The following is a 14,570-nucleotide window of genomic DNA, read 5'->3' on the forward strand; positions in this document are numbered from 1 at the left end:
ACATGAATGGGTTATTTTTACAAGGGGGAGGAGCTAAAGGAGCTTTTCAGGCAGGAGTGATATACGGTTTATATGAGAAGGGATATAAATTTGATATAATATCCGGGACATCAATAGGTGCTATCAACAGCTATTTTATTTATAAAAATCAAATAGAAGAATTGAAAAATTTTTGGTTAAAAAACAGATTTAAGAATTTCAACGAAGGTATGACGTCTGATAAAGTAATTGATAATCAGGGTATTATCGATTATTTAAGTAAATTAGAAGGTTTAAATGAAACGGTAAAAAACATATATGTGAACTATGTTCATGTCCAAAACAAAGAGTTTAAAGAAATGGTTGTAGATATAACTAAAGTTTCAGATGAATGTAAGCTTAAGGCTGTAAAATATAGTTCACTGCTTCCATATCGGATGAAAGAATATAATTCTATTGAAGATGTTAAGAATAACTTTGATTCTTCGGTCATGCGAAAGAATTTTTATGAAGATTTAAAGTTGAATGTATATGAAGGATATAATTTAGATGGGGGAATTGCAAATAATGATTTTCTCAATCCGTTTATAAAAAATAATGTAGATAAATTATATCTTATCGTTTTTCACAAAAATTATCGGGTACCGGATTATATAAAAACCATATATTCAATGGATGATATTATAATCATTGAGCCCAAAACAGATTTTAAACCCAATGATACATTAAGACTTGAACGTGATTTTCTAAATGATATATTTGAAGAAGGATACAGCATAAGCAAGAAAATATAAAACAGAAGGTTTAACCTTAATATGAAACGATTTTAGAAAAAATCCGTACTTGACGGAAATAGTTGAATAATATATAATATAACAGTGTTATATAGAGGTGAGATTTTGAGTCAGGATGAATTGTTTACGAAACAAAATATTTTAGAAGCCGGAAAGAAGGAATTCCTTACAAAAGGCTTTAAGTCAGCATCCCTTCGTAAGATTGTGAAGGAGGCCGGAGTAACGACGGGGGCATTTTATGGTTATTATCCCAATAAAGAAGCATTGTTTTCTGATTTGGTAGAAGAACCGGCAAAGACAGTTATGGACAAATTTATGGAAGCTCAGATTGCCTTTTCTGAATTGTCTGCGGAGAAACAATGTGAACAAATGGGTAAGATGTCTGGAAATGCAATGAAATGGATGGCAGAATATATCTATGATCATTTTGACGCATTTAAATTGATTATCTGTTGTGCGGAAGGAACGAAATATGAAAATTATATTCACAGAATGGTAGAAGTCGAAGTAAAATCAACTTATCAGTTTATATCCACATTGCAATCGTTGGGATATTCCGTTCGGAAGATTGATAAACAGTTATGTCATATACTTGCCAGCAGCTTATTTTCCGGATTTTTTGAAATGGTTGTTCATGATATGGAGAAGGAACGGGCGATGAAGTATTTGAAAGACTTAGAGGAATTCTATATTACAGGATGGCAAGGAATTTTAGGGCTGTAGAAGCTCTAAATTTTTCTCATGAAGTTAGTTTAAACTAACTCAACCCAAATAAAAAGGAGTGTGCATTTTATGGAGAAATCAAAAAGCTTACTTTTTTATGCAGGCAATTATAAAATTTTGACTTACCTTGCTTGCATTTTTTCGGGAATTAGTGCATTATTGGCACTTATACCTTTCATTTATATTTGGAAGGTAGTGGAAGAAATCTTTCGGGTAGCGCCGGATATTACGAAAGCAGAAGGACTTCCTCATTACGGACTCATGGCAGTCGTATTTGCTGTATTGAGCATGTTAATTTATTTTGCAGCATTGATGTGTTCCCATATTGCCGCTTTCCGTACGGCAAGGAATATGAGAAGTATGACGCTGAATCATCTGATGAAATTGCCTCTTGGATTCTTCGAAGAAAATGGCAGCGGAAAACTCCGCCGTATTATTGACGAAAGCTCGGGGCAGACAGAAACCTACCTTGCGCATATGCTTCCTGACTTGGCCGGAGCTTATGTAACACCTGTCGGCGTTATTGTATTGCTGTTTGTGTTCGATTGGAGATTAGGGATTATAAGTCTTATTCCTTTTGTTATAGGTATTGTGTTTCTTATGAAAATGATGGGGCCGTCTTTGGCAGGGTCTATGAAGGAATATCAGAATGCATTGGAAGATATGAACAACCAGGCAGTAGAATATGTACGGGGCATACCTGTCGTAAAAACTTTTCAACAAAGTGTTTATTCTTTCCGAAATTTTCATGAATCAATTCTTCGCTATAGAAAATGGGCAATAAATTATACCATCTCTTTGCGAATGCCCATGTGTGGATATACTGTCAGTATCAATGGAATCTTTGCTTTTTTAATCCCAGCAGGTGTACTGTTGATTTTATCCGCAGTGGATTATAAGGCCTTTCTTTTAGACTTTATTTTTTATATTATTTTTACTCCGATTTGTACTGTAATGATGAACAAGATTATGTTTTCCAGTGAAAATGCTATGCTGGCAAAGGATGCGCAGAGACGAATTGAATCTATATTAAATGAAAAACCTTTTGAAAAAGCAAAAAGTCCGGCAGTACCGAAGAAAAATGATATTTCTTTTGAACATGTTTCCTTTACTTATAAAGGTGGAAAAGTTCCGGCATTAAAAGATGTGTCATTTCAGATCAAAGAGGGGAAGACAGTTGCTCTTGTCGGTCCGTCCGGAGGGGGGAAGACCACAGCAGCAAGTCTTGTGCCGAGGTTTTGGGATGTAGATGAAGGAAAAGTTTCCATTGGAGGGGTGGATGTACGAAATATGGATGAACAGGAACTGATGAACCGTGTTGCATTTGTTTTTCAGGACAATCACCTTTTTAAAACAAGTATTCTGGAAAATATTCGTATTAGTAAACCGTCTGCCAGTCGGGAAGAGGTATTGACGGCAGCAAAGGCAGCTATGTGTACGGATATTATTGATAAGCTTCCTAATGGAATGGATACAGTTGTGGGAACAAAAGGTGTATATCTTTCAGGCGGGGAAATTCAAAGAATTACTCTTGCCCGTGCGATTTTAAAGGACGCGCCGATTATTATTTTGGACGAGGCCACAGCTTTCGCAGATCCGGAGAATGAATATCAGATTCAGAAGGCATTTGATAGGCTGACAAAAGGAAAAACAATTTTGATTATTGCACACAGACTTTCCACTGTAAAAAATGCCGATCAAATTCTTGTTATTGTGGATGGTTCTATTGCAGAACAGGGAACTCATCAGGAACTTCTTCAAAAAAATAAGGTTTATGCAAGAATGTGGACAGAATATGAATCCTCTGCCACATGGAAAGTAACAGTAAAAGGAGGTGCCAAGGCATGACAAATTATTTAAAAAATAAATTTGCTTTAAGTGAACAGGGAGCAAAAGATTTGCATAAGGCAATCTGGAGCTGTACGGCAACGGATATAAGTTTGATGTTTCCGGTTGGCATTTTGTATTTGCTATTAAAAGAACTTTGTCTGCCACTCTTTAACGGAGGAAGCATGGAACTGAATTTATGGATGTATGTGGGGTTGTCCGTTTTGGCCCTTGGCATCTTATTTGTTTTAGAATATATTCAGTACAATAGCACTTTTCTTGCATCCTATTCAGAGAGTGCGAACCAGAGAATCAGTTTAGCAGAACTGCTCCGTAAGTTGCCTTTATCTTTCTTTGGGAAAAGAGATTTGTCGGATTTGACAACCACAATTATGTCTGACTGTGCCATGGTGGAAACAGCATTTTCCCATTATATACCGGAATTGATAGGTGCTGTTCTTTCTCTAATTCCTGTCGGAATCGGGTTATTTGTTATAGACTGGTCTATGGCTTTGGCACTTTTATGGGTAATTCCGGTTGCTTTTTTCATTGTGTTTGCTACCAAAAAGCTGCAGGATGGTTTTGGGAGAAGAACAAAAGCCAAAAAACTTGCATATGTTGACGGAATTCAGGAATATATAGAAAATATCAAGGACATAAAGGCAAGCAACCAGAACAGAAGTTACTTACGAAATTTGGAAGAAAAGCTTGCTGTTTTTGAAAAAGTTTCTATAAAAGGTGAATTGATTACTGGGATTTCTGTTACTAGTGCACAGATGTTTTTGAAGATAGGAATTGCTACAACTGTACTGGCAGGTTCAATATTTTTGGCAAAGGGTAGCATTGATTTTCTCACATTTTTGATTTTTCTCATTGCAGCATCCCGTGTCTATGAACCGTTAGCTGCTTCGCTACAAAATCTTGCGGCGGTATTTAGTACGTTGCTGACTGTGGAACGTATGCGTGAGATCCGCAATCAACCAATACAGGAAGGTTCTGAACAGACAGAATACAAAGGATATGATATTGTATTTGAGCATGTAGGATTTTCTTACCATAGAGGGGAAACAGTATTGGAGGATGTTTCTTTTACGGCAAAGCAAGGGGAAGTGACTGCTCTTGTGGGGCCATCGGGCGGCGGCAAATCCACTGCTGTAAAGCTAACGGCACGGTTTTGGGATATTCAGAAAGGGAAAATCACATTAGGCGGTACCGATATCAGTACAGTTGATCCGGAAACCTATTTAAAGAATTTTTCTATTGTTTTTCAGGATGTCGTTTTGTTTAACAATACGGTCATGGAAAATATCCGCCTCGGGAAACTAAACGCAACGGATGAGGAAGTTCTGGCAGCAGCAAAGGCAGCGCAATGTGACGAATTTGTTTCCAAGATGCCGAAAGGCTACCAAACTATGATTGGTGAAAATGGCTCTGCCTTGTCCGGAGGTGAGAGACAGAGAATTTCTATTGCCCGCGCATTGTTAAAAAATGCTCCGGTTATTTTGCTGGATGAAGCTACAGCTTCACTGGATGTAGAAAATGAGTCTCTTGTTCAGTCGGCTATCAGTGAGCTGATAAAAAATAAGACTGTGCTGATTATTGCCCATCGTATGCGTACCGTAGCAGGAGCTGATAAAATTGTTGTTCTTTCGGAAGGCCATGTTGCAGAACAGGGGACACCGAAAGAATTGATGAAACAGGAGGGCATTTACCGTCATATGGTAGAACTTCAGACAGAAAGCCAGAATTGGGCACTGAACGGATAAACCGAAAATTGGAATTATCAAAAGAGGAAAATATTAAAAATTAATATTTTCCTCTTTTGCTTATATTTTATATTTTTAGTTCATTATAATCGAAAATAATTTTTTCTCCATCATTTATAACGATACAAGGTATTCCTATCTTTCCTGCTTCTTTAATTGTATTGAATTCAGGACGGGTGTCTCTATACTTTAAAAACCTCTTTAAGTTCATCAGGCTGTCAGTAATATCTAAATATGCGAATTTAACATTATTACCCGAAAAAAACTCTTTTGCAGGTCCACAGTCTGGACAATACTTACTTCCAAATAAAATTATTTTTTCCATATACATCACTCCTTGAATTGCTAGTTTTTTATATACCTTATCTTTTATAATTATTATAGCATTATTATTATAATATTTATTGAAGGATATTTTGAATTTATAAGAAGATTTGCTTTTAACAATATTTTTGGTTAGAGTTAAATCCTATGATATAATATGTTCAGAATATATAAACTATATTATCAAAGATTTTATGCTATCAGGAATAAAAATATAATTATAATTATATTTTGAGGAGAGATATCAAATTGAAAAACACGTTGCAGGATATTTTAATTTTTCATTGTTCCGAATATCCGGAAATGGAGCTTCAGGATTATATAAAACTGATTTATCAAAATGAATTTGGAAGCGGTCATATGATTTCTAATGTGTATGATAGCGAATTGTTTTTAAAATCAGAGTATGAAGAAATATTAAAGGAAGAAAGCCGAGGGGAAAATTCGTCTTTTATTGAATCGATAGGGAATCACCTTTGCCGGGTATACCTTAATCCGGCTAAAATAACATTTAATTTTCTTCCTATGTTAAACCGGCTATTTGTTGCTACGGCTAACACTCATAAAGGCTCTATTCCCGAGTTCCAAAGAAAGGTTTCTTTTTTGCATGAAATGGCAGCAACAGGTCTTCTTCCGTTAAAAGAAGAAACGGTAAAATCATATTTGAAAGAGTATTTTTCTTTAGGCTGCCCTCCAATGCATCACAGCAAAACTTACAGGGAAAAATATAATCCCCACTACCGGGTGATAAAGATGTTATATGCTTTTTATTTTCCTGTTTTTCAATCCATACAAGAATTAGAGAATAAAGATAAACGTGTAATCATCGGAATAGATGGCAGATGTGGAAGCGGAAAGTCAATGCTTGCCGATTTGTTGTCGGAAGTTTTTTCATGTAATATATTTCACATGGATGACTTTTTCCTTCCTAACTCCCTTTGCACAGAAGAGCGCCTTTCCAGACCTGGAGGGAATATAGATTATGAACGATTCATGAAGGAAGTAATGGATCCTCTGTCAAAAGGACGGGATGTATGCTTTCAACCATTTAATTGTATAACTCAGAAATTTGGACGGCCAATAAGGAAATCTCCCAAATTTATTTCTGTAATAGAAGGCAGTTATTCTTTTCATCCTATTCTTAGTGATTTTTATGATCTGAAAATATTTTTGACATGTTCTAAAGAAGTACAGAAAAGAAGGCTTTTAAACAGGGAAGGAGAAGAAAAACTGCATCATTTTTTAGAACGCTGGATTCCGATGGAAGAATATTATTTCAGTACTTATAATATCGAAAATAATTGTAATTTAAAATTGGATACAACTGACTTTTGTGGATAGTGATAAGAAATTGAGATATAGATTTATACCCGAAAATATTCCAAATTTCTTATTGACCGTACGAAGATTATGTTATAATAATTAGTAAATTACGAATGAGGAGGTAACGCTATGGGTACTGTAGTAGAAAAATTCGGAGAAATGGTAAGAAAAAATGTTGAAAAGAACCCTTCAAGAGCATTGGAACTATTAAGGGCAGGCTATTTTATAAGTGGTAAGCAGATGAAGTACCTGCCAAAGCATCAGTTGCTTCCTCACCAAAAATATGCTGCTGTAGTCAGTAACCGTGCAATTCGAGCACCTCTTACAAGTCCGGATCATTCAGCTGTAGTAAGTGTGTTTACACCCTGCGAGTTATTACATGCTATGGGCATCATGCCTCAGTTTACTGAGGGACTTGCTTGTTACATTAACGGAGCCAAAGCAGAGAGTGCCTTTATCAGATTTGCCGAGAATGCCGGTATTCCGCAAACCTATTGTTCTTACCATAAAATTCTCATTGGAGCGGCATTATCAGGTGTTTTACCTAAGCCTCGTTTTGTTGTGAATACCACTCTTGCCTGCGATGCTAATAACAGTACCTTCCGTCTGTTGGCGGATATATGGAAGGTACCCCATTTCACTCTTGACATTCCCTATCGTAGCAGTGATAGGGAGGTTTCCTATGTGGCGGAACAGATGAGGGAGTTTGTACTTTTTTTGGAGGAAACTTTAAGCCAAAAACTTTCAGAGAAAATGTTACGGAATGTCATTCGAAGGGAAAACAGATCAATCCGGCTGTATCAGGAATTTTTCAACGAGCTTTCACAAAAGGTTTTGCCTAACGATATGACCTCGGAAATGTATAAAATTTTTCTTACTCATGTTTTATTAGGAACAGGAGAGGCTGAGCATTACTTTGAACTTCTGGTGGATGATGCACAGAAATCAGAACCATCAAATAATGAAATTCGGATCTTATGGGTACATTCTCTTCCTTTTTGGCAGAGATCCATGAAAAATATCATTAACTTCAATCCGAGAGTCCAGCTTTTATGCTGTGATTTAAATTTTGATGTTATGGTTGAACTGAATGAAGAAAACCCTTATGAGTCCATTGCAAAAAAACTTCTTTCTCACTCCTTGGGAGGAGAAAATACTCGGCGTACGGATAGGATTCTTGAAATGGCAAAATTACTTCATGCTGACGGCATTGTATATTTCTGTCATTGGGGTTGTAAACATACTTTGGGTGGTGCTAATGCTGCAAAGTGTATCCTTGAAGATGCAGGATTTCCTACATTAATTTTGGACGGTGACGGCTGTGATAGAGGAAACGTTAATGACGGTCAAATGAGTACCCGAATGCAGGCATTTTTAGAGATACTGGAGGCAAAAAAATGATAGAATATATATGTAAATACACCCCTGTAGAAATTCTTAAAGGATTTGGAGTAGAACCTATGTCATGGAATTGTTCTGTTGATAACTTAGATCAAGCAGATAAAATTATTCATCGGAACATATGCGCCTTTTCCCGGGCATTAATTGAACATAGGGTAAGGGAACCTGAAAATGTGCTGATTTTGACCAACTGCTGTGATTCTATAAGACGTGTTAGAGATGTGCTCGCTTCACGAGGTCAGACTGTTTTTATCCTTGATTTACCTCACAGAGATGATCAGTGCTCAAGAAGATTATATAAAAAAGAACTGCTTCGCTTTATTGATGAATTCTCTGCTTATTCAGGTAGAAAATTTGATTTAACTTGTTTCAAGGCTGCCTGCGGGAAACTTCCTTTGCCTATATCCGGTCCGACAGTTGCACTTCTTGGGGCAAGGATAAACAATAGGCTGCTTGACCGTATCCAAAAGCTGTCTCCGCTTCCCGTTATAAATCTTACTTGTACAGGCAATCGGAGAATCGGTATTGCTCCTCAGACAGACGATATAGAGAAACTGATGGATTGGTATGCCAGCGAATTGCTTTCCCAGATACCCTGTATGCGTATGACAGAAATTGCCTCACGGCAGGAACTTATTAATGATCCGAATATTTGCGGAATTATATATAATACTATCAGTTTTTGTGATTATTACGGGTTTGAATATAAAATGTTGCGTGAAAAATTTTCTTTACCCATGTTGAAAATTGAAACCGATTATACAGGGCAGGGAGATGCACAGTTGGAAAATCGAATGAGTGCTTTTTTTGAGAATTTAAATGTATTATCTAAAAGGAATACATGTTCATATCCTAAAAATGAGAATTACAGTAAGAAGTTTTATATTGCGGGAATCGATAGCGGTTCGACTTCCACAGAAGCAGTAATCTTGGACAGTGAGCATAATATAGTTTCATCTGCTGTAGTGCCGACAGGTGTTAGCGTGCCGGATAGTGCAAAAAAGGCGTTTAAGGTGGCATTGCAAAAAGTGTCCTTGTCCGAAGAACGGATTGTTCGTACAGTTTCTACCGGATACGGACGTACTGCCGTGACTTTTGGGAACCGGGATATTACGGAGATTACCTGCCACGGAAAGGGAGCTTATTTTCTGAATCCGGCCATACGCACGGTTATTGATATGGGGGGACAAGACAGTAAAATTATCAGATTGAATTCGGATGGTTCGGTGAAGGATTTTGCGATGAATGATAAATGTGCTGCGGGAACAGGACGTTTTCTGGAAATGATGGCTCAATCTCTCGGCATTACCCTTGAAGAAATCAGCCTTTGCGGTCTAAAATGGGATGAAGAAATTACTATTTCGAGTATGTGTTCTGTTTTTGCTCAATCGGAAGTTGTCTCCTTGATTGCATCGGGAAAGAAATTGTCGGATATTGTGCACGGCTTGAATGTTTCCGTTGCATCAAAGGTGATTGCCCTTGGAGGACGAACCGGAGCGGAGCCAGGCTATATGATGACAGGCGGTGTTGCAAAAAATATAGGAGTTGTCCGGGCAATTGAGGAAAAACTTGGGGTTACGATTTATGTGCCTAAGGAGCCGGAAATTTGCGGTGCTCTCGGTGCAGCTTTGATAGCAATGGAGGATATCATGAATGAGTCTTGACTTGTACTCTTGCAAAACAACCGGCATGGGAAAACGTCAATCCGAAATAAATCAGCAAGAGGAAAGATAATAAAAAGCAGTGGGTTATGTTCCTCACTGCTTTTTATTATAATTTGTAATTACAATTCGAAGAAAAAAGGATTTTTTATTTGGTGTATTCCCCATATATCGACAGCCATTCTATACATCGCTTTGGCATGGATTCTGTCATGCCAAATAAAGCGACGGAGGACTTTTCGAAGTGTCCATTGTTCATCGCAGCTACCGTCAAATATTTGATTTTCAAGAAGAACGGGCATAGCCTCAACAGATTTGAGAGCATTAATACGATTTTCTGAAATATCCGGCAAGTTATTAATATTAATGCCTATTTCCCTAATGTAATATGAAACTACATTGTTGGCATGAGTATACATTTCGTTAGCGGTACGGGGAATTTCACCATAAAATGTTTTTCTTGGATTTAAAGATGTTTGATGCTTGTCTGGAATGGAATCATAAAGTGCCTTGAAATCATTTGCAGACTTCATAACTAATAATTTCAATTTTTTATATTCATCTATATTGAGGGGAAATTTTTCAGATTCAAATAGAACGTCTGAATCGGCGTCACAGATTTGTAGATTACTTTTCTTTTCCTGAACAATTTGTATTTCGGACTTTTCTTTATTACAAAATTTTTTTCCCGTTGACCACATAATATACTGCTTAATTTCTTTATCAAACTTGTTCAGAGCTTCGTCTTTTGTCCTTCCACGGACGTAAGCTCCTATGTAATTGCTCGAATGAATTAAGTATCCCTTATCATTATATTCAATAACTGCTTTAATAAGTAATGGCATCTACAGCACCTCTCAATCCTATTTGAACTAAATTTCAATATAATATATTATATCATGTAAATTATTATAGAAATAAATTGTTTTGCCTCAAAAAGAAAAATAAATAAAATACCTATTATTTTATTTAAGCACCTCTTTCCCAGAAGAAAAAAAGGTGCTTAAATAAAAAACAATTAAAGCTGCTTTTTTCTAAATATTGTAATGGAACTACCGACCATAATTAGAATATATATGACGGAAGTCAATACGGCATAGAAAAGGTTAGATGGCTTTACCGCCCGTGTCAGCAAGGCAATATTCTTTGCGGCAAGGGAGGAAGGATTATATTTTTGTATAGCAGGCACCATATTACAAACTGTTAACGCTACGACAACACCACCGGTTATAAGTAAGGAGCCGTAATTATTTTTTATCAACGTTGAAGCAAATAACAATACTGATAGTAGGAACATTCCAAAGAGCCATAAGCAAAAAACAGAAAACAATAAATTAGATGTTTGATCACCCGGGAATAAGTAAACCGTATATCCCCAGCAGACAATAAAAGCCAGCATATAGCTTAGCGTCCAGACAATTGCCATTGAAGTGAACTTGGACAAAATGACTGTACTTCGTGATAATCCCTTTGTCAGCATATTGATCAGCGTTCCCTTAGATAATTCTGTCGCCAAGATTCCATGGAACAGGATAACCATTACAATTAATCCCATCTGAGAGATGTTTTTGAAAAATTGAGTCCATGAATCTATTGCAGTCGGATTGGTTATGGATATGGTTATTCCTTCTGTTGTAAATGAAGAGAATATTTCGGGAAGCAATTTTGCCGTCAGGGGACTCATCATTCCAAAGACGAAAAAAACAATCAGCATGATGAACAATTTATATGTCCGTATGCTTTCGATAATTTCTTTTTTTAGGAAAATAAAATAGTTTCTCATTGTATTGCCTCCATAAACAAGTTTTCCAAAGTTGGTTCCATGATTTCAAACTTAATTGGAGTTATCTTTTTTTTAGCCAGCAGAGCAATTAGAAATTGGCCGTCCTTTTTTATGTCCAATACCTTTATGGTTATGGTATTTTTATCTTTCTTTGCTGTTATTTCAGGTGATTTTAATTCTTCACAATCCATAAAGGATTCAGCATCATCGGCCTTTGCAAATTCTATAACAAAACCGTTGTGTCGATGTTTTTTCTTTATATCGGAAAGGGTACCACAGAGGGCTAATTTTCCATCATGTAAAAGAGCCACATGATCACAAATACGCTCAACATCTGAAAGAATATGAGTGGAAAAAATAACCGTTGTTTTCCCCTTTATTGCAGATAAAATATCAAGAATTTCCTTTCTGCCTATAGGGTCGAGGGCAGAGGTTGGTTCATCACATATCAACAATGAAGGCTCATTAAAAAGGGCCTGTGCAATTCCGAGACGTTGCTTCATTCCCCGTGAGAAGCCGCTGATTCTTCTGTTTACCTTTTCTAAGCCCACGAGGGATATCAGTTCTTCACTTCTATTCTTAATTTTTGAATTTGATATTCCGGCAATTTCACCGCACAATTTAAGGTACTCCATTGGGTTCATATATCCATAGAACTCAGGAACATCAGGCAGATAACCGATGGAGACATTACTTTTCCTTTCTCCATAAGATACTTTTTCACCATGCACAACAATATCACCGCTATCGGGCTTTAAAAGCCCTAAAATCATTTTCATGGTTGTGGTTTTTCCCGCACCGTTTTGCCCTACAAAACCAAATACTGAATGTTCGGGAACAGATAAATCCAAACCTCTTATCACGGAATGATTACCAAAGTTTTTACAGAGATGTTTAATTTCTAAAATATTCATTAATCCTCACCTCTACCAAAAACAAAATAGATAATGGGACCGATAATCTGAATAAATAACACGATAAAGGACCACATGATTTTGTTTCCGAAACGATAGTGAGGATGCCTGATTACATGGATAAACGCAGTAACGGCCAGCACAAGTTCCGCAATAATAAGGGGAATAAGAAAAGGCCAATATTCCTTTAGAATTTCCATTATAATACCTCCTGACAATTATTGGTAGTGTCAATAAGACACCACTCTTTTTTTATTAAAGCCTTATATTATCAAGGGTTACAGAGTTTTTATAAAATAAAAAACAATGACCCCCCATTTTCTGTTATAATTTGAGTTATCATGCACCAAATTTAAATAGAAAGGTTGGTCATTGTTATGTCTCAAATTATAACTTATTTACTACTATATAATCAATACTTACTTAATCGAATTTATGAATTAACTTTATTTATCGCAAAATATATTCCTCTTAAACAATGGGCCTTTGATGATTCTAAAAGTCCTTATTATCAGAAATTTAAAATAGATAAGCTTCCAATAATTAAAAAATTCTTTAAACAGGATTACAGTTTTTTACTTGAATACTATCTTTGGAAATATGGTAAACCTGTAAAACCGGTTCAACGTCGTAATGGTAAATCTATTCCTGAAGATATATTTTGCCCTCTCTGTGGTGCTCCTCATCAATACATTTACGATAATAATGGTGGTAAAGGCCAATATCAATGTAAAGTCTGTGGTCAAACTTTTATTACAGGTAAACAAGCAGCTTCTCCTTTGGTTCTTATTTGCCCTTATTGCGGACATGCTTTAGCTGCTAAAAAAGATCGTAAACACTTTATTGTGCATAAATGTGTCAATAAGAATTGTTCTTACTACAAGAACAATTTAAAGCTGCTTCCCAAAGACTCAGATCCTAGTGAGAAGTATAAATACAAGCTCCATTATATCTATCGTGAATTTACGCTGGATTTCTTTTCTATGGATTTACATCAGCTTCCGTCATGGGCTACTAGTTTTAAGTTTAGAAAGAACAATGCTCATATTATGGGACTTTGTCTTACTTACCATGTTAATCTTGGTTTATCTCTCCGTAAAACTGCTGAAGCTATGCGTGAAATCCATAATATTAATATCTCTCACACTATGGTTGCAAGCTATGCAAGAACTGCTGCCGTATTAATTAAGCCTTTTGTAGATACATTCGATTACAGTCCTTCAAATAACTTAGCTGCTGATGAAACCTATATCAAAATTAAAGGACTCAAGGGTTATGTTTGGCTCATTATGGATACTGTTTCTCGCTCTATTCTTGGTTATCAAGTCTCTAAAAGTCGTGACGTCGGCCCTTGTATACTTACCATGAGAATGGCTTTTGATAAATTTAGAAAATTCCCCGGTAAAGCTTTAAAATTTATATCTGATGGTTACAGTGCTTATCCTTTAGCTACTCAACAGTTTAAAATTGAAAAGGACTGGGACTTTAATGTTACTCAAGTTATTGGTTTGACTAATGATGATGCTGTAACTAAAGAGTATCGTCCCTTTAAACAAAAGATTGAACGCCTTAACCGTACTCTCAAAGCTTCTTATCGTGTTACTTGTGGTTATGGTACCGATGATGGTGCTTATTATGGTGTAAACCTTTGGGTTGCTTACTATAACTTCCTGCGTCCTCATGAACTTTATAGTTGGAAACGTCCTTTAAATGAGGTTGATATGCTTAAGAATGCCGGCAATATGCCCGGTAAATGGCAGCTTCTTATCTTTTTAGGACAGCAAGTCATTCTTAATATGCAAGAAAATCCTGCATCTTGATTTCTATCTGTTCTTAGATTTCAGAGCCTGAGGTAACCCAGCCACCCTTTAGGGCTTGCCCTTGATAGTAGGACAAATACAATGCTACAATACTGTAAAGACGGCACGAAAAATTATCTGTTCTTGAGTTTCTTTGCCGTCGGTAAATATTGCGCAGCATTGTTTTGGCATACTGTCAAGGGTGGCGGTGACTGCCATGAAAATATATTTTTGCAATTTTCTAGGTTCTATTCAGCCTGATTTTTTATTCTTGTT

13 protein-coding genes are annotated in these 14,570 nt (G+C 36.4%); 8 read left to right on the top strand and 5 right to left on the bottom strand.

Annotated elements, in window-relative coordinates:
• Positions 1-2: 2 nt before the first annotated feature.
• The 4 genes from EQM13_RS05270 to EQM13_RS05285 all read left to right on the top strand — a co-directional run bounded on the left by EQM13_RS05270 (position 3) and on the right by EQM13_RS05285 (position 5,089).
• Positions 3-773, top strand: coding sequence for a patatin-like phospholipase family protein (locus tag EQM13_RS05270; RefSeq protein ID WP_128752141.1), 771 nt, complete (start codon positions 3-5; stop codon positions 771-773).
• Between the two features lie 105 nt (positions 774-878).
• Complete coding sequence (locus EQM13_RS05275) at positions 879-1,496, top strand: TetR/AcrR family transcriptional regulator (protein WP_071140067.1); 618 nt, start codon at positions 879-881, stop codon at positions 1,494-1,496.
• Positions 1,497-1,565: 69 nt separating this feature from the next.
• A complete protein-coding gene (locus EQM13_RS05280; protein ID WP_128752142.1) occupies positions 1,566-3,344 on the top strand; it encodes an ABC transporter ATP-binding protein in 1,779 nt (592 codons plus the stop codon).
• Positions 3,341-5,089 carry an ABC transporter ATP-binding protein gene (locus EQM13_RS05285; protein WP_071140069.1) on the top strand — a complete coding sequence of 583 codons (1,749 nt, stop codon included), beginning with the start codon at positions 3,341-3,343 and terminating at the stop codon, positions 5,087-5,089. Before EQM13_RS05280 ends, EQM13_RS05285 begins: the two co-directional genes overlap by 4 nt.
• Before the next feature lie 67 nt (positions 5,090-5,156).
• Here EQM13_RS05285 and EQM13_RS05290 read toward each other — a convergent pair whose 3' ends face one another.
• Positions 5,157-5,414: a glutaredoxin domain-containing protein gene (locus EQM13_RS05290; protein ID WP_071140070.1), complete on the bottom strand. Its 258-nt coding sequence runs from the start codon at positions 5,412-5,414 to the stop codon at positions 5,157-5,159.
• Positions 5,415-5,662: 248 nt separating this feature from the next.
• Here EQM13_RS05290 and EQM13_RS05295 point away from each other — a divergent pair, with 248 nt between their 5' ends.
• From EQM13_RS05295 to EQM13_RS05305, 3 genes are all read left to right on the top strand, one after another.
• The gene (locus EQM13_RS05295; RefSeq protein ID WP_083381876.1) at positions 5,663-6,754 is read left to right on the top strand and encodes a uridine kinase family protein; all 1,092 of its coding nucleotides are present in this window, start codon (positions 5,663-5,665) and stop codon (positions 6,752-6,754) included.
• 111 nt (positions 6,755-6,865) lie between these two features.
• A complete protein-coding gene (locus tag EQM13_RS05300; protein WP_071140071.1) occupies positions 6,866-8,137 on the top strand; it encodes a 2-hydroxyacyl-CoA dehydratase subunit D in 1,272 nt (423 codons plus the stop codon).
• The gene (locus EQM13_RS05305) at positions 8,134-9,801 is read left to right on the top strand and encodes an acyl-CoA dehydratase activase (protein WP_128752143.1); all 1,668 of its coding nucleotides are present in this window, start codon (positions 8,134-8,136) and stop codon (positions 9,799-9,801) included. The genes EQM13_RS05300 and EQM13_RS05305 overlap by 4 nt, the downstream gene beginning before the upstream one ends.
• Positions 9,802-9,920: 119 nt before the next feature.
• Here EQM13_RS05305 and EQM13_RS05310 read toward each other — a convergent pair whose 3' ends face one another.
• From EQM13_RS05310 to EQM13_RS05325, 4 genes are all read right to left on the bottom strand, one after another.
• Positions 9,921-10,643, bottom strand: a complete 723-nt coding sequence (locus EQM13_RS05310; protein WP_240662996.1) for a hypothetical protein — start codon at positions 10,641-10,643, stop codon at positions 9,921-9,923.
• 173 nt (positions 10,644-10,816) lie between these two features.
• The gene (locus EQM13_RS05315; RefSeq protein ID WP_114217881.1) at positions 10,817-11,581 is read right to left on the bottom strand and encodes an ABC transporter permease; all 765 of its coding nucleotides are present in this window, start codon (positions 11,579-11,581) and stop codon (positions 10,817-10,819) included.
• Positions 11,578-12,495 (bottom strand): ABC transporter ATP-binding protein, encoded by a 918-nt coding sequence (locus EQM13_RS05320; RefSeq protein WP_128752144.1) that lies wholly within the window; start codon positions 12,493-12,495, stop codon positions 11,578-11,580. Before EQM13_RS05320 ends, EQM13_RS05315 begins: the two co-directional genes overlap by 4 nt.
• Complete coding sequence (locus tag EQM13_RS05325) at positions 12,495-12,695, bottom strand: PLDc N-terminal domain-containing protein (protein WP_071140075.1); 201 nt, start codon at positions 12,693-12,695, stop codon at positions 12,495-12,497. Before EQM13_RS05325 ends, EQM13_RS05320 begins: the two co-directional genes overlap by 1 nt.
• 177 nt (positions 12,696-12,872) lie before the next feature.
• On the opposite strand from EQM13_RS05325, the gene EQM13_RS05330 reads away from it, so the two are divergent.
• The gene (locus EQM13_RS05330) at positions 12,873-14,315 is read left to right on the top strand and encodes a DDE-type integrase/transposase/recombinase (RefSeq protein WP_128752145.1); all 1,443 of its coding nucleotides are present in this window, start codon (positions 12,873-12,875) and stop codon (positions 14,313-14,315) included.
• The last annotated feature ends 255 nt before the right edge of the window (positions 14,316-14,570 follow it).

The sequence above is a fragment of the Acidilutibacter cellobiosedens genome, assembly GCF_004103715.1.
In the GTDB taxonomy this organism is placed as follows: domain Bacteria; phylum Bacillota; class Clostridia; order Tissierellales; family Acidilutibacteraceae; genus Acidilutibacter; species Acidilutibacter cellobiosedens.